This is a genomic window from Stomatobaculum sp. F0698, assembly GCF_030644385.1.
In the GTDB taxonomy this organism is placed as follows: domain Bacteria; phylum Bacillota; class Clostridia; order Lachnospirales; family Lachnospiraceae; genus Moryella.
In genome coordinates, this window is record NZ_CP130060.1 from 2,027,778 (window position 1) to 2,043,909 (window position 16,132).

Genomic DNA, 16,132 nt, shown 5'->3' on the forward strand with positions numbered 1-16,132 from the left:
AGCAGGAAATGAGTAGGATGTTGATACTGTCCCCTCTGGATGGCAGGGTGATACCGCTGGAGGAAGTGCCGGATGAGGTTTTCGCGGAAAAGGTGCTGGGAGACGGCGCAGCCGTGATTCCTGAGAATGGAAACATTTACAGCCCGATAGACGGCGAGATCGTCTCTATTCCGGAGAGCCTTCATGCATACGGAATCCGGTCTGACGCCGGGATCGAAATGATCGTCCACTTTGGCCTTGAGACCGTGAACCTGAAGGGAGAAGGGTTCTCCCCGAAGGTGAAGGTGGGGGACAGAGTGAAAGCGGGTCAGCTTCTCTGTACAGCGGATATGGACTTCCTGAAGTCAAAGGGCATCAACACGGTGACGCCGGTGCTGGTGACAGACGGAGCAGAGGAGGGAAGCTTCTCTGTAAAGACAGGAGAGATCCGCCATGGGGAAGAGATCATGACTGCGGAGATCAGCGTGGATGCGGCAGCCGCCGCGGATGGAGATGCGCAGATAGCGGACCCCTCGGACACACAGCCGGCAGGCAAGGCAGCTGCGGCAGCACCCTCCGCCAAAAAGAAGTTCCCCATCGACTTTGACTTCCTGCAGAAGCTCGGCAAGTCCCTCATGACCGTGATCGCGGTCATGCCCGCCGCGGGTCTGATGATCAGTCTCGGCAACATTCTGACGATGTGCTTCCCGGAAGGCTTCGGCCTCATGGCAGGTAATACCATGGCCCAGATCGGCTGGGCGATCATCGGAAACCTGCACATCCTGTTTGCTGCCGCCATCGGCGGTTCCTGGGCGAAGGAGAAAGCAGGAGGCGCCTTTGCCGCAGTCATTGCTTTCTGTCTCATCAATGTCGTCACCGGCGCCATGCTGGGTGTGAGCTCGGCCATGCTGAAAGATCCGACGGCAGTCACCCACACGCTGCTCGGAAAAGAGATCCTGGTGAAGGATTACTTTGTCGACGTCCTGGGAAGGCCCGCGCTGAACATGGGCGTGTTCGTAGGTATTATCGCCGGTTTCGTGGGCGCCAACGCATACAATAAGTATTATAACTTCCGGAAGCTTCCGGACGCGCTGTCTTTCTTTAACGGCAAGAGATTTGTTCCCCTGGTGGTGATCTTCTACTCTACGGTGACGGCGATCATCTTAAGCGTAGTGTGGCCGGTGGTCCAGGGCGGCATCAATGTTTTCGGTGTGTGGATCGCGAACTCCAGCTCCACCTCCCCCATTCTTGCCCCGTTTATCTACGGCACTCTGGAGCGTCTGCTGCTCCCCTTCGGCCTGCACCACATGCTGACCATTCCCATGAACTATACCTCTTTCGGAGGCACCTACACGATCCTTACAGGAAGCAACGCCGGGACCCAGGTGTTCGGACAGGATCCGCTTTGGCTCGCCTGGATCACGGATCTCATCAACTTTAAGAACGCGGGCGATACCGCTGCCTATACGAACCTCCTCACCACGGTGACGCCTGCCCGCTTCAAGGTTGGCCAGATGATCGGCGCCACAGGCCTTCTTCTCGGCATCGCCCTGGCGATCTACCGCCGGGTGGAGCCGGAGCACAGGGCAAAGTACAAGTCCATGATGATCTCCACTGCGGCCGCGGTCTTCCTGACCGGTGTCACGGAACCTCTGGAGTTCATGTTTATGTTCTGCGCACTGCCGCTCTACTTGGTGTACGCAGTTCTCCAGGGCTGCGCGTTCGCCTTGGCCGGCATTATCCACCTCAGGCTTCATTCCTTCGGGAACCTGGAGTTCCTGACCCGCGTTCCCATGGCGCTGAAGGCAGGGCTTGCCGGGGACCTGGTAAACTTTGTGATCTGCGTGGTCGTCTTCTTTGCGATCGGTTACTTTGTGGCGTATTTCATGATCGGAAAGTTCGGCTACGCTACGCCGGGCCGTCTGGGAAACTACATGGATGACGAAGGCAAGGAAGAGGCAGGCCCCGCTGCCGGCGCGGCAGGAAACGCAGCGGGCGGGAACAGCCAGCCCGAGCGTATCATCGCCCTCCTTGGCGGACGGGAGAACATTGAATTTGTGGACGCCTGCATGACCAGGCTCCGCGTGACAGTGAAGGATCTCTCCAAGGTGGCTGAACTTCCGGCGTGGAAGGCAGAGGGCGCCATGGGCCTTGTGAAGAAAGACAACGGCATCCAGGCAATTTACGGACCCAAGGCGGACGTGCTGAAATCGGATATCAACGATATCCTGTAACAATTCAGCACCCCGGAAAAAATGAGTGAAATCTGCCCGGGGAGCCTGCTCACCGGGCAGATTTTGCTCAATACGCAGAGGAAAGAACTATGAGACTGCTTACTATCAATATTCACAGCCATGGAAGTGACTTTGAACCGGAACTTTATCATCAGAAGATGAAGGCGCTGGCGGCATTTATGAAGGAAGAAGAGATCGATGCCGCGGCGATCCAGGAATGCAGTGAAGAGGAGGACAGGCCGGTGGTCTCCGGCCCCCTCCCCATGCATTGGGTGCCGGCCGGACCGGACTCCCGCGTCCGGGAGGATAACTGTGCGCTGGTCCTGGCGGAGGAACTTCAGGGCCTGCAGCAGGAGTACTGGTGGACCTGGACCGGAGCGAAGCTCGGGTACGGAAAATACAATGAGGGTCTGGCCATCTTCAGCCGCCGCCCTGTTACAGGCGCGGACAGTTTCTATATTTCCGGCGTCCGGGACTTCTCCAACTGGAAGACCCGGAAGGCGCTGGCGGCCTGCACCGCTGACGGGCCTGCCTTTTTGAGCGTCCACATGGGATGGTGGAATGATCCGGAGGAAAACTTCCGGGGGCAGATGGAACGGCTGCAGAAGGCGCTCCGCGAAAGGAAGCTTCGTCCGCAGGACGGTTCTGACAGTTTCCTTATGGGAGATTTCAACAGTCCCGCAGCGATCCGCGGAGAGGGAAGGGACATGGTCCTGGACCTCGGGTGGCGGGACAGTTATGAGGATGCCGAAATAAAAGACAGCGGCATCACCGTTCCGGGAAACATCGACGGATGGAGGGACGGTGAACATACGGGCATGCGCCTGGATTATATCTGGACCGCAAAAAGGCACAGGGTGCTTCAGTCAAAGGTGGTCCTGAACGGGATCAGCGGGCCGGTGCTTTCCGACCATTTCGGAGTCCTGGCGGTGATCGAATGAATAAAGGAGCAGACAGCATGAGAGAAAGTGGAATTCTTCTTGCCATCAGCAGCCTTCCTTCCGAATACGGGATCGGCTGCTTCAGCAGGGAAGCATATGAGTTTGCGGACCGCCTTTCAGAGGCGGGCCAGAGTTACTGGCAGATCCTGCCGCTGGGGCCGGTGGGATACGGAGATTCACCGTACCAGTCCTTCTCCACCTTCGCGGGCAACCCTTACTACATTTCACCTGAGACGCTGGTGGAAAAGGGATGGATCACTGAGGCGGACTGCCGCGAAGCCGGCCTTTCTTCCGACCCGCGCGGTGTGGATTACGTGCTGCAGTACCAACGCCGCTATGAGCTGCTCCGGAAGGCGTACAGAAACAGCCGGATCGAAGAGAATGAGAAGTTCCGGGCGTTCACGGAGAAGACGGAATGGCTTCCGGACTACGCGCTGTTCATGGCTCTGAAGGAAGAGAACGGAGGAAGGCCCTGGTACGAATGGGAAGATCCGCTGAGACTCAGGGATCCGGAAGCCTTGGCCGCGGCGCGGGAACGCCTGGAGGAAGGCATCGGTTTCTGCAGTTTCCTGCAGTTTGAGTTTTACGAAGAGTGGATGCAGCTGAAGGACTACGTGAACCGGAAGGGAATACGGATCATCGGAGACATCCCGATCTATGTATCCCTGGACAGTTCAGACGTCTGGGCGGATCCGGAACTTTTCCAGCTGGATGAAAACCGCCGACAGACCGCGGCGGCGGGCTGCCCGCCGGATGGCTTCAGCGCTGTGGGACAGCTCTGGGGCAACCCACTCTATGACTGGGACTATCACAAAAAGACCTGTTTTGCCTGGTGGCTGAAACGTCTTAAAAACTGCTTTGATATTTATGATGTGATGCGGATCGACCATTTCCGCGGCTTCGATGAATATTTTTCCATTCCTGCCGGTGCGGAGGACGCAAGAGCAGGCCATTGGGAGAAGGGACCCGGCATGGATCTGTTCCGGAAGGTCTCGGAAGCCTTCCCTGGACGGGAGATCATCGCGGAGGATCTGGGGTATGTGACGGACAGTGTCCGGCAGCTGGTGAAGGACAGCGGCTATCCCGGGATGAAGGTCCTGGAATTTGCCTTTGACTCAAGAGATTCCGGCTGTGCGGAGGATTACCTTCCCCACAATTACGAAAAGAACAGTGTGGTCTACACCGGCACCCATGACAACGAGACGGTGATCGGCTGGTTTTCCGAGGGCCTGAAGCCGGAGGAGAAGGAGGCAGTCAGAGACTATTTCTGCGACCATACGACTCCCGACGCCGGGATGCACATACCCCTGATCTGCGCCGCCATGCGAAGCGTCAGCAGACTCTGCATCATCCCCATGCAGGACCTTCTGGGGTACGGAAACGAGGCAAGGATGAACGCTCCTTCCACCTACGGAAACAACTGGAAATGGCGTCTTCTGAAGGATGAATTCGGAGAGAAGGAAGTGAAGACGCTGTATGAGATCACGAAGCGGTACGGAAGGATCGGAAAATGAGAAAAGAGGAAGGGAGCTGCCGCAATGGTGTGCTACCCGTCAAGAGGACAGTGAATCATTAAAAAGCTCTTTACCGCCAGTCAGAGCAATAATCGGCTGGCGGTATTCTTATGCCGCAGCATCGAAATGATCATGGAATTCCGCAGGTGTCATCAGATGCATCTTCCGCTGGATCCGCTCCGTGTTGTAATACCTGATGTAGGATTCAACAGCAGTAATCAGGTCTCCTTTTGAGGTGAACTTCTTGCCATAGTACATTTCCCGCTTCAAAATACCCCAAAAACCTTCCATCGGCCCATTGTCGGTACAATGGGCGCTCTGGACATACTCTGCTTCATATGATGTTTCTTTAAACGTGTGCAGAAAGGTTTGCCTGTATACTGGAAACCTCTGTCACTATGGAACAGAGGATATCTTGCCTGTGCCCTTGCGATGGAAGCCTTAAAGCAGTATATAACAGTGAAATACGTTCGTATGGCAGACTTCCTTCTGGAGTGTACGGTCGCCTGGGACGAAAAGCGCTATGACAAAGTCCTGCAGGCCTATGCCAGGCCAAAACTCTTCATCATTGATGAATGGCTTGACATTGAGCTGACTAAAAATGATCTTCATGCGATAAAGGAACTGGTACACTGCTGTGCAGCGAAAAACTCACGACCTCCCGCTATTTTTAGCTTGCGTCCCCTCTGAGGACTTACTCCGGAATTAGAAAAAAAGCCTGTTTTTTAGATTGCATCTAATCGGATCTCTGTTTTTTTAGATGAAAACAGGGGAAGATTGTGCAATCTTCCCCTGTCCGGACCTGTCCCCGGGCGGATTTGAACCGCCGACGTTTCGCTTAGGAGGCGAACCCTCTATCCAGCTGAGGTACGAAGACATATTGGATTTTCCTTTATTTTCAAGGCTTTGCCGTGATGGTCAAGAAAACCATGAATCAAATGACTCTGCTCGCCACACTTCGGCTCTCTGAATCCCCCTTTCCCGTTTCGAACGCCGAACAAAAAATGCAAAATTCGATTTGGCGCATGATAACATTTTTCTTAGGCGGCGAACGCTCTATCCGGCTGAGCTACAGAAACCTATGTTATAATATTATAAAAGCTTTGCGCGGGAAGCACAAGCGGAACAAAGAGGATCTTAGCACATGCACATAGAAACACTCGGCAATGATACAACTTCCTGTCTTACGGCACTCCGCATTTACAACTCGAATCCGGACTTTCTTTTGCACCACCTCGGACAGGAGCAAATTTCTCTCGACTTTATCGACGAAGAACGCCGGGAGGCTGCACGCCACGGCTTTGGACTCCGCCTCATCTCGGCGGGAGGGCGCCCCCTCGGCATTCTCGACTATATGCAACGCCCCAACGGTTATGTGTATTTGTCCCTTCTTATTTGGGATGCCTCCGCGCAGCGACAAGGACTCGGAAGGCGAGCATTCCACGCGTTTGAGACCCTGGTTCGAAGCCGTGGCGCTACACGCATTCGCATCGACGTGGTCAATGACTACGAACCCAATTTGATTCCCTTCTGGCAAAAACTCGGCTTCGTAGGCAAGCGAACAGACAGCCTCTGCTGGGGAACTAAAAAAGGCGGCCCTCCGCAACTGCGGAACGCCGTCTCTTTTTCTCTGTATGCCTTAGTACTTTCGATAGCGCCTGTCTCTTTCCCTCTTTTTTACTTGGTTCCCGTGAGCGCTACGCCGTTCACATAGAGCGTGTGCCCGTTTGCCGTCACATTCGCCGCATCTCCGTTAAAGGAAGTCACATAGCTGTCCGCGCTGAGCGTCCAGGTACTGGTGCTGTCCAGCGTCACCGAGACGGTTCCGACTTCGGTCGAGACAGTCTCGCCCTTCGCATTGCTGATTTTGCCGTCCACGGAGCCCTCAAAGCTCGAGCCGTCGCTCAGCTCAAGATTTAAGGTGGAATCGTTGCCCACCTTGACTGCGCCCGCAAGCGTCTGCTTGCTCGCCTTCAAGGTCGCAATGTTCTTTCCGCCGCTCCAACCGTCCGCGCAGACCGAGAGCAGTATCTTCTCGGAGTCCTCGTTGACAATCTTCACATCGTTCAATGTGATCACGGCATCGGTGTTGGTCACGTGGAACACATGGCCGCTCTGACTGGTCAGGCTGCCGCCGTTCATCGTAAAACTGCTCGTGCCGCTGTCCGCATCGCCGGACATGGACTGGTAAATCATGATGCTGTCGAGGAAGGTCGCATTGCCGTTTCGCTCCGTGTTCTTCGCCGTGAGATTGCAGTTCTCAAGCTTGATGGAGTTCAGTCCCTCAATGCAGACCCCCTCCGCGCGATAGGACTTAAGCTCTGCGTTGGACACCGTGATGTCCGCCGTGGAATAGATTGCCGGGGAGCCGACACCGCTTGACTCATAGCTGCCGCCCTCTACCACGACCGTGCCGCCGCCGCGGTCCGTTCGAATCGCCGCGGAGGACTGGCCTGTCGTCGTGACCTTCAGATTCGAGGCATTTGTGATGCCGCCGCCGGTTGTCATAATGCCGCCGGAGCCGTCGCCCATGGTGGTGATTTTCGTGTCCTTTATGGTGACCGTCGTGCCGTCGCCGCTTTCTCCGTTCTTTCCCCCGTTGCCGCCGTAGCAGAACATACCGTTCGCGCCGTTCGCGTTGGATGTGATGCTTCCGCCGGTAATCGTGGTCTTGGAACCGCCTTTTACCAGAAGCGCTGCGTTGAGGCCGTAGAAGTTGCAGTTGTCACCGCCGTCGGAGTCGCCGGTCTTCGTGAGCAGGGGATTCGCAATGCTCACCGCATCGGAAGTCGAAATGAGCAGAGCGCTCTCATCGCTCGTCGCGCTCACATAAGTCTGGTCGCTCGTCGAGCTTGCGGATGTGATTTCCGCGGCACCCTTGTACTCGAAGTCCGAGCTGCTTCCGCCCGGCGCTCCTCCGGGGCCGCCCTTTCCGTCCGGGGCTTTTCCATCCGGCGCACCGCTCGGCGCTTCTCCCTGCGCCGTGCTGCTCTCTGTCTCGGTGCTGCTCTCCGCAGAAGTGCTTATGGCAGCCTTGTTTCCGCAGGCGGCAACGCTGAGTGCCACCGCTGTCGCAAGCAACAGCATACGACCGTTCTTCTTTCTCATAAGAACTCCCTTCTCGAAATGAACTTATTTCCTGCTGTTTCCGTGATGCTTCGGCAACAATATATCAAGGCTAACTATAGCGTATCCCCCTATCGCGGAACAAGTTAAGAAATACGGTCTGTCCATAGAAAGAAGACGCTCATCGTATCCGAAAGCCTCGTTCTCCTTCCCGTAGCGGAATCGTCCGAGCCTCCATGTTTTCAATCTTCACATAACGTCCCTGTTCGATTTCCAGGATCACGCGGTCAATTTGCACTTCCGTCCCCTGTATCTCCATACTGACAGAGCCGTCGTCCTCATTTCGCACCCAGCCCACAGCGCCCGCAAATTCGGCGGCGTACTTTGCCCGGTAGCGAAAACCGACGCCCTGCACAAAGCCGTAAAACCGAAGGTATTTCCGTATCATACGCGACTCCTCTATCCTGTTCTGCCTCTCTATACCGAAGCGACATGCATCCTTTTACCCGAGCGCTGAATGCCGTCATCTCGATTGTATCTTAGTATGGCAGAGCTCTCTGCGTTTCCTTTACCGCAGCGCGGCATCGATCTTGTCGTCCAGACTGTCATCTTCCACCGTAAAATACTGCCGGTCTCCGGCTCTGCGGTAAAAGAGGGCCAGTTGCCCCGTCTGCTGCACCAGAACGGCTTCTAACTTGCCTGCCACCCCTTCCTCGGACTCTGCGGAGATGAGAGAGCCGCTGTCAAGCTTCTCCTTGAGGGCAGCAAGGTAGCTGTGCCCGAGTTTCGAGAGTCCGGCCTCATTCATGCGGAAGCAGAGCTGCACCGCCCGGTCTCCCACGGGATAGTAGAGCTCACAGAAGGGCGCATCCTTCGTGTACTCATGCTCCTCCGGACGGAAGAGTTCGTAAAAGTCTCTGAGCCCGGCCTCGTTCTTTCGAATGCAGGCAATGGCGCGCTTCTTTTCCGGGCCGTCTTCATCCCTTCCCTCCTGCAGCGCCAAATCCGCCTTGGGATCGATCCAGTGGTAGAGCATCGCTTCCAGACTTGCCCCTTCTTCCGCTTCCCGCTTTAGGGTGAGGAACTCATAATCTCCCGGTACGAGTTTCAGCCCCTCTTCTGCCGCGGCGCGTGCGCCCTCCTTGTCCCCGAAGTGCGCGCGTAGCTTTCCGAGCAAAAGGTAAGTCCAAGGATAGTCCGCTTCTTCGAGTACACCTTGTTCCGCATAGCGCAGCGCCTCTTCCGGATATCCGCTGTACAAAAGTCCCACGGCATAGCGGTAATACCAGACGCCGGAACCCTTGGCGTTTTCCTCGGCGTCCTTCATCCACGCTTGCCCGCGGTAGTAATAACTGTATTCTCCCACGTTGTTGCAGGCGAGACCGTAGTAGAGCGAGAGTTTCAAATCCCGGCGGGCCTGCTTCTTTGAAAAGCGGCCGTCCGCGGCGCCCGCATCCACAAACTGCTCAATCCAACGCACCATTTTCCCGTAATAGCCGCCGTCATCCTCCAGGAAGGCCTCCAGGGTCTCAATGTCTTCGGGCGAGAGCAGAGAGCCGGTCTCCGCGTGCCGTTTCGGTTCCGCGCGGTAGAGGGTAATTCCGCCCACATTTCTTCGAAAGCTGTGAAACTCCGCGCCGGTCATGCCCTGCTCCTTAAAGAAGGCGAGGGCGGCATCCAGCACAGACTCCAAGTCCCAGGCGATGAAATCCAAATAGCCGTAGTACAGGCCGCTCGCAAATCCCGTATGGCAGAGGGCATCCTCACCGCCGTGTTCGCTCAAATAGGCGCGCAATGCATCGCGAAACGCTGCGAGCGCCTCTTCTCTTCCCTCTTCCGGAAAGGCGCTGAGAGGATACAGCAGAAAACCCGGAACTATGCCGTTCCGGTGATATTCGTCAACCAGATCGCTCTCTCCGTGCAGATATTCATTGATTGCCACGGAAAGGCGTGTGCTGCCCTCATAGACATCCAGGCGCCAGTCGGCATCCGGATCTTCATCCGCATCGAGCCGATACGCAATTTCGGAAGCATCCAGATAGGCTCCGGCATCCTCCCACGCGGGATAGCCGAGCTCCGTTACATACGCGTATAAGTCCGAAAGTTTCTTCGACTCACCCGCCTCGGGCGCTTCCAGTAACTCGATGCCCGTGAGAAACGCAATCGCCGCTATGTCGCCGAGTATCTGGTTCGTGAGCTTATAGAGCATCCACTCCGCCCGCCGCGGATTTTCCCGCTGCAGGGGCAGGAGCTTTTCACAGTAGAGTTTCAGGGAAAAGAGCTGCTCTCCGGTCGGAATCAGCCAAACGTCTACATCCGCGGCATCGATTTGAACGGTATCTTGTTGCAGCGCAAACTTATCGCTCGGCGCGGAACCCGCCCGTATTTTCCAATGTTCCAGAACTTCCTTCGGCGCGCGGCGGCAAAAGTACACGAGGGGATAGAGCGCGGAGCGTCTTCCCTCCGCACAGAGTATGAGCTCATACTTCTCTCCGTCAAAGCCGAGTTCAAACGAGACATCTCGAATGGCCTGCTCCAGTACGGCACCGCAGCGCTGCAACATCGCCGCTCCATCGTCCTCATTTCGGTCGATTGCCGCCCGGAGTTCTGCCTCGATTGCAAGGAAGTCATCCCAGGCCTCCTTTGTTCTCTCCCGGAAATTTTTCTCAAAGCGCGGAAAGGTAAGGCGCTCCCTGCAGTCTTCTACGTAGTCGCTCATTTCCTTGTCTTCCGGATGCAGAGAGAGGGCGCGCTCAAAGTAGCTAAGCGCAAGCCCGTCCTCGTCGAGGTAATAATAAGCGAGCGCCGTCAGCCTGTTATGCCGAAAATCTTCCGATTGCGCTTCTTCGTGCGCTGCCAAGACTGCAATCGCCTTATGATAGAGCTCTGTTCCCTCGGTCTCCGCAAGTGCGAGATAGGCCTCCGCGAGCTCTGCATCCCCCTCGGGGCCGCGCTCCTCGGCGGGAATGGCCTCCAACATCTCCCTGCTCTTCTCAAACGCGCCGCTCTCGTTCCATTGCCGGCACTGTTCCAAAATATCCACGCGCTTTCCTCCTCATTCGCTTTCCGACTTTTGCCGAAACGCAGCATAGCCCTTGCGCACTGCAAAGGACTTCGAAAACCAATCCTACACTACTCCGAAAATTCTCCGTCCACCATGCCGTTCAAATAATGTCCGGGGTCTGCGATAAACGCTTCCCAGCTTGCGAGCGGGCAGAATTCCTCCTGCTCCGTATCGAGGTACCAGATTCGCTTGTCTCTCGGACTCCAGAGCAAAAGATAATCGCTGTAGTTATCCATCTCCGCCATGAGAGACAAGAGCTTTTTCCGCTTCCAACGAAACTCCCGAAATTCAAGATAGGGGTAAAACACCATCCACCGCACCGACTCGCGCTCCGGAAATTCGAGGCGCAGCGCTCCGCTTTTCAAGTACGCTGTCATGGCCGCCGGCAGATGATAGCTCTTTAGCTGTCTCAGCTTTTCCTGCTCGTTGTGCCAGTCCTCCGGCTCGAGAGAGCGCAAATACTCTGCCATCTCTCCGTTCTTATTCTGTACCGCCAGCGTATAAGGACGGTCGCCGTACTTGTCCGCAAGGGTGATATCCGCCCCCTTTGAAACGAGATAGCGTAGAAGTTCAAAGTGATTCTCGCGTGCCGCCTCCGTGACCGGGGTAGAGGCATAGGGAAAGACCATGTCCGGCTTATGAAAGTTGATGTCCGCCCCCTGCTCTAAGAGGTACTCCGTGAGCATGCGGTTCCCGCTGTGCGCCGCAGCGCGAAGCGGCTTGCCGCCGTAGCGCCGTAAATCCAAGGATAGCCGGTCGATTACGAGCAGTATCTTCGGATCTCTGACATCTTCCAGGCAAAAGAAGAGACGGCTTATGTTCTCTTCCCTCGAAGTGACGCGGACGCCCGCCTCCACCAGCGATACGAAAGCACTCAGCTCTCCCTTGTTGAGCGCCTCATAGAGACTCTCCTCGTTCGGCTCACTCATGCCTCGTTTTCCTCGGTATAGGTCCGCTCGATGTCTATGAACTGAATGTAGATGCCGGAGACCTCACCCTCGCTGTCATAGCCGAAATATGTCGGGTAATAGCCGTCTCCCCAGCCGCTCGCAAAGAGAGCCACTTCCGCATTCGCACCCGGAACCTCCCACTTGAGCCAGTCGCCCCATTCGCCCTGATACTTCGGATTTTCCGCTGCGTTCTTTTTTAAGAGCTCTTCCAGTAAATCGCCGTAGAGGTCAAAGTCGCTGTCCTGCTTTGTCTTCTCTTCCAGGAAGGCAAGATAAGCTTCTTTTGTCGCGAAGTCCGCGATGCAAGCCATGCCGGCATCCACGCCGAAGCCGAAGTAATCGCCCTCCTTAAATTCTCCCTCGAGTCTCTCCTGGCCCGTCACCGCGAGCTCATAGCGCACCGTTTCTCGGCCGCTGACTTCCAGCTTGGCGCAGGCATAGCGGTCTCCGTACTCCTTGCTCGGCACCACGCAGAGCTTAAGCGTATAGCTTCCGGCCGGTATGGTCTGCAGATAGGGCACGGCATCATCCAGGGTGACCATGGGGTCACAGACCACGATTTTCCCCGTCGGAAAATGCACGGGCCCGAGATCCAGGATATCCACTTCCTTTCTTCCGATGACCTTCTCCGTAAAATAGCGCTCCAATTTGACATCCGCGTCCAGAATTTCACGCACTGCCTCATACTGTTTCATCCACTCTGCTGTCGGCATCTTTTTTCCTCTCGATAAACCGGTTTTTCCGGTGTTTTTGTTGACTCCGTTTTTCAGCGCGTCCCCGACGCGTACTCACCCATATTGATATCCAGCAACTCCCGCGGCGGCTGAATCAATGCATCCTCATAGCGGCAGGACCAGTGCAGCTCGGAACTCATCTCCCCGTCTACGACACCGTCCACCGTCTCCCCGTCCGCAATTACGTTTCCGCTACCAAGCAGATAGGCGGCTACATTGTAGGCGTGATTCACAACCCAGTTCGGGTTCATGCCGTGGAAATGGTACTGTAAATCCGGCAGGAAGAGGGTGCTCATACCCAGGGTATCCACGACCATGTCCTCGCTGTCCTGCACATTGAAAAAACGCACGTTGACACCGAAGTAGATGAAGCGGTTGGTGCCCTCCGTCTCATCCCGCCGCACGCTCTCCGCAGTAAACAGTTTTCCGGAACTCGGGAAATAGAAGGCCTCACAGTCCGGGTACAGTTCCGAAAGGGCCTCCAGAAAGTCCATGTCGAGGGTGGCGCGCTTTGCGGCCGGAAGCGCCCTCGCAAGCATATCGGTCGCAATCACACGGTAGCGGCAGTTGCCGAGTATACGGTCTCTCTCCTCGAGGCTGTCCCACATCTGGCTCCGAAGGAAGTCATCGATCTCCTCGCCGTCAAATGCCGTGCACTCCGTCACCATGAGCTGCACCGGCACGCTTTGATCTTGAAACTCTGCCCTATAGTCGAGTGCCGCAAAACCCGCTGTCTTGCCGTCGTGGCAAAAGCACTCTGTCTTTCCGACATGCTTCTCGATGACCGCACACATCCGCTCCTTAGACGGCATCGCTGCCGGCTCTCGGAACAGAAGCTCTATCACAAAAGGACCACCGGGGCGCTCTGCCTTGTTCTCATCCAAATCCTGTCGAAATACTTCTTCGCTCATCCTTTTCTCCCGTTGAAAGCCGCTCCGAACGAGCGCTCCCTTTCAGCTCTCAAACAATTCCAAACACAGGGCTTTCAGTTCTTCGCGGAATTCCGCAAGCGAAGCCTCATCCATCACCTCTGTGATATCGTATTCCCTCGCATGTTCCGCAAAGTCAAGGAGCGCTGCCCGAAGAACTTCCTTTTCTTCGCTGCTCGCCGTAAGGCGAATGTTCCGCGCTTCGAGCCCTTCATCCAGGTCTTGTAAATTTACGCTCCCGCTCCGCAGGCACTCTAAGAAGAGGGCCGCAAGGTCGCCGATCAGATCAATGGCATAGTAAAAGTTTAGTTCCAATCCCTCGCGGTTCGTAAAGCGAAGCGCATCCCCGGTCATGCGGAGCGAAGACGCCCGCTCTTCGAGCGCCTTAAGGCCCGTCCTTGCAAAAATCTCGCCGAGCCCTATCTCATCTTTTTCAAAGTCTTCCAGTAGGCTTAAGAGAGTCAGACTGTCGTCTGTCCCGCCGATATAACTGCCCCAGTAGCTCTCAATATACATGCTTCGCTCCTTCCGTGCCCGCAAGCCTTTCCCGCAAACATGCAGTCTCCGTTTACCGTTTCAGTTGACATTGCTCTCGCAGAGCGCCGAACGAATTTGTTCTCCCAGTTCCCGAAAACGCGCTTCCTTTCCGTCGTGGTGACCGTAGTCATCCATGGAAGACCGTAGCTTTACGCCCTTTTTTCTCAAGATGTCCGCGACCCGCACTGCGGCATCCGCAGCCCTAGAGAGCGGCGCCGGATGCCCTTCTCCCTCGCGTCTGCCGTTTTGCAGATAGAGGCGGCAATTCGTATTCCGGATTTCCGTCCTCGCGCAGTAGTCCGCAAAACCCGGGTACCAAAAAGAACCGCAGAGTGAGAAGACGGCACACGCTGCGGTCTCGCGGAATATGCTGTACACTGCCGCAAGCCCGCCGAGGGAATATCCTCCGTAGGCAATGCGTCCCGTGTCAATGGGATATTTCGCTATCAGTTCCGGAAGTTTTTCCTCGAAAAGCTCCCTGTGATACGCATCCGCCCCTCCCCCGAAGGGAGGTGCGTCCGCCCGGAATGCGGGCTCTGGCCAGGGACTGAAATCCGCGGTTCTCTCCTCCGAAACCACGGACAGCACAAACATATCCGAAAGAAAAGCCGCAAGCGTTTCGGGAAGTGCATCGTTCCAGAGAAGCAGGGGATAACGCTTACCCTTCTTAAGCTCTTGCGGCATTTGTAAACTGTACTGTCTCACGCGTCTCACTTACTCTTATGCTCTATGATCTTCACGACAAAATCATAGACGCGCTTGGTCGATGGAATGTTAAGTCTCTCCTCGGGCGTATGAATGTCCTTCATATCCGGTCCGATCGAGACCGCATCGAGGTTTTTAATTTTGCCGGAGAGGATGCCGCACTCCAGACCTGCGTGAATGGCCTGCACCGAAAGCTCTTTTCCGAAGAGCTCGCGGTAAATAGCCGCCGCCTCATCGCGGAACGCAGACTCCCGCACATACTCCCAGGCCGGGTATACGCTGTGTACCGCAGAGCTCGCCCCAAAGCAGCTTGCGACAAATTCGATTTTATCGACCACTGCCCGGAATGCCGTCGCAACCGAACTGCGGATGGAATACTTGAGCGTAAAGGTCTCGGCCGAGAGCTCCGTGATGCCGAGGTTTACCGAGGTCTCAACCAGCCCCTCGATGTCCGCGCTCATGCGCTGCACGCCGTAGGGGAGGGCTGCCATGAGTCCGAGCACCTTCTCCGTGCTCTCTGCCGTGAGCGCTGCCTCATTGCTGTCAACGACCTTTGCCGTGAGACTGAGCGCCGGATCGGTTCCCGCATACTCGTTTCGAAGCACGGTCTCTTCCGCCCGCACTGCCTCGCGGAACGCACTCGTGCTCACACTGTCCGAGAGCACCAGTTCGGCGCTCGCCTCTCGGGTAATTGCGTTGTACTTCGCGCCGCCCGCAAGCGAGACCAAGCGGAAGCTATAGTCCCGGCGGAGTGCCGTCAGCACGTGCGCAATGAGGAGCGCCGCACTCGCTCTGCCCTTTCCGATTTCCATGCCGGAATGACCGCCGGAGAGTCCGGATACCTCAATCAGCACATGCTCTCCCTTCAGCGCTTCTCGCCGCACCGGGAGGTTTAAGTCCACATCGCCGCCGCCCGCGCAACCCGCGAGCGCAATGCCCTCCTCATCCGAGTCCAGGTTTAACATTCTGTTTCCCTTCAGCATGGACACATCGACCGCGTGGGCGCCGCTCATATCCGTTTCCTCCGAGACCGTGCATATAAATTCAAGTCTCGGGTGCTTGAGCGTGGGCGAATCGAGAAGCGCTAGCGCATAGGCAAGCGCAATGCCGTCGTCCGCACCGAGTGTGGTTCCCTTTGCCCGAAGCCAGTCACCGTCCACATAGAGGTCCAAGCCCTCTTTTGTCATGTCCTTATCGCAGTCCGCCGCCTTCTCCGTCACCATGTCCATGTGACCCTGCAGAATAATCGGCGCCTCCGCTTCATAGCCCTCGGAAGCCTCCTTAATGATGATTATATTGTACTTCTCATCCCGGTAGTGCTCGAGCCCTCTCTCCTCCGCAAAGTGCTGGAGGTACTTGCTGATTCTTTCCTCCTGATGTGAGGGTCTCGGAATCTGAGAGATTTCCTCAAAAAAAGCGAATACTTCCTTGGGTTCCAAATTGCTGAGTACTCCCATTTTGCACCTCTTTCTGTACTGA

The 16,132-nt window shown here is 56.0% G+C and carries 15 protein-coding genes and 1 tRNA gene; 5 read left to right on the top strand and 11 right to left on the bottom strand.

The annotated features are described in order from the left end of the window. The first annotated feature begins 8 nt into the window (after positions 1–8). From QU660_RS09180 to malQ, 3 genes are all read left to right on the top strand, one after another. Complete coding sequence (locus tag QU660_RS09180; RefSeq protein ID WP_304946212.1) at positions 9–2,213, top strand: PTS transporter subunit IIBC; 2,205 nt, start codon at positions 9–11, stop codon at positions 2,211–2,213. A gap of 89 nt (positions 2,214–2,302) precedes the next feature. After that, positions 2,303–3,154 (top strand): endonuclease/exonuclease/phosphatase family protein, encoded by an 852-nt coding sequence (locus QU660_RS09185; protein ID WP_276640748.1) that lies wholly within the window; start codon positions 2,303–2,305, stop codon positions 3,152–3,154. Between the two features lie 17 nt (positions 3,155–3,171). Then, positions 3,172–4,668: a 4-alpha-glucanotransferase gene (malQ, locus tag QU660_RS09190; RefSeq protein ID WP_304946213.1), complete on the top strand. Its 1,497-nt coding sequence runs from the start codon at positions 3,172–3,174 to the stop codon at positions 4,666–4,668. A gap of 108 nt (positions 4,669–4,776) precedes the next feature. On the opposite strand, the gene QU660_RS09910 is transcribed toward malQ, so the two are convergent. Then, positions 4,777–5,031 carry an IS3 family transposase gene (locus QU660_RS09910; protein ID WP_276640758.1) on the bottom strand — a complete coding sequence of 85 codons (255 nt, stop codon included), beginning with the start codon at positions 5,029–5,031 and terminating at the stop codon, positions 4,777–4,779. Here QU660_RS09910 and QU660_RS09195 point away from each other — a divergent pair. Then, positions 5,026–5,358, top strand: coding sequence for an ATP-binding protein (locus QU660_RS09195; RefSeq protein WP_304946214.1), 333 nt, complete (start codon positions 5,026–5,028; stop codon positions 5,356–5,358). The two genes, QU660_RS09910 and QU660_RS09195, sit on opposite strands and share 6 nt — an antisense overlap. 113 nt (positions 5,359–5,471) lie before the next feature. On the opposite strand, the gene QU660_RS09200 is transcribed toward QU660_RS09195, so the two are convergent. After that, a tRNA-Arg gene (locus tag QU660_RS09200) sits at positions 5,472–5,545 on the bottom strand. A 267-nt stretch (positions 5,546–5,812) separates the two neighbouring features. Between QU660_RS09200 and QU660_RS09205 the strand changes: the two genes are divergently transcribed. Continuing rightward, a complete protein-coding gene (locus tag QU660_RS09205) occupies positions 5,813–6,382 on the top strand; it encodes a GNAT family N-acetyltransferase (RefSeq protein WP_304946215.1) in 570 nt (189 codons plus the stop codon). Here the strand turns inward: QU660_RS09205 and QU660_RS09210 are convergent. The 9 genes from QU660_RS09210 to QU660_RS09250 all read right to left on the bottom strand — a co-directional run bounded on the left by QU660_RS09210 (position 6,346) and on the right by QU660_RS09250 (position 16,110). Then, positions 6,346–7,776, bottom strand: coding sequence for a hypothetical protein (locus tag QU660_RS09210; RefSeq protein ID WP_304946216.1), 1,431 nt, complete (start codon positions 7,774–7,776; stop codon positions 6,346–6,348). The genes QU660_RS09205 and QU660_RS09210 overlap by 37 nt on opposite strands. A 139-nt stretch (positions 7,777–7,915) precedes the next feature. Further along, a complete protein-coding gene (locus QU660_RS09215) occupies positions 7,916–8,182 on the bottom strand; it encodes an acylphosphatase (RefSeq protein WP_304946217.1) in 267 nt (88 codons plus the stop codon). 120 nt (positions 8,183–8,302) lie between these two features. Then, positions 8,303–10,777, bottom strand: coding sequence for a tetratricopeptide repeat protein (locus QU660_RS09220; RefSeq protein WP_304946218.1), 2,475 nt, complete (start codon positions 10,775–10,777; stop codon positions 8,303–8,305). 89 nt (positions 10,778–10,866) lie between these two features. Continuing rightward, the gene (locus QU660_RS09225; RefSeq protein WP_304946219.1) at positions 10,867–11,727 is read right to left on the bottom strand and encodes an ankyrin repeat domain-containing protein; all 861 of its coding nucleotides are present in this window, start codon (positions 11,725–11,727) and stop codon (positions 10,867–10,869) included. Next, on the bottom strand, positions 11,724–12,461 hold the full coding sequence (locus tag QU660_RS09230; protein ID WP_304946220.1) for a DUF4241 domain-containing protein: 738 nt from the start codon (positions 12,459–12,461) through the stop codon (positions 11,724–11,726). The genes QU660_RS09225 and QU660_RS09230 overlap by 4 nt, the downstream gene beginning before the upstream one ends. A gap of 53 nt (positions 12,462–12,514) precedes the next feature. Next, positions 12,515–13,393 (bottom strand): DUF4261 domain-containing protein, encoded by an 879-nt coding sequence (locus QU660_RS09235; RefSeq protein WP_304946221.1) that lies wholly within the window; start codon positions 13,391–13,393, stop codon positions 12,515–12,517. Between the two features lie 42 nt (positions 13,394–13,435). Then, positions 13,436–13,927: an imm68 putative immunity domain-containing protein gene (locus QU660_RS09240; RefSeq protein WP_304946222.1), complete on the bottom strand. Its 492-nt coding sequence runs from the start codon at positions 13,925–13,927 to the stop codon at positions 13,436–13,438. Between the two features lie 60 nt (positions 13,928–13,987). Next, entirely contained in the window at positions 13,988–14,653 is a 666-nt protein-coding gene (locus QU660_RS09245; RefSeq protein WP_304946223.1) for an alpha/beta hydrolase-fold protein, read from the bottom strand. A 5-nt stretch (positions 14,654–14,658) separates the two neighbouring features. Then, positions 14,659–16,110 carry an aminoacyl-histidine dipeptidase gene (locus QU660_RS09250; RefSeq protein ID WP_304946224.1) on the bottom strand — a complete coding sequence of 484 codons (1,452 nt, stop codon included), beginning with the start codon at positions 16,108–16,110 and terminating at the stop codon, positions 14,659–14,661. Between the last annotated feature and the right edge of the window lie 22 nt (positions 16,111–16,132).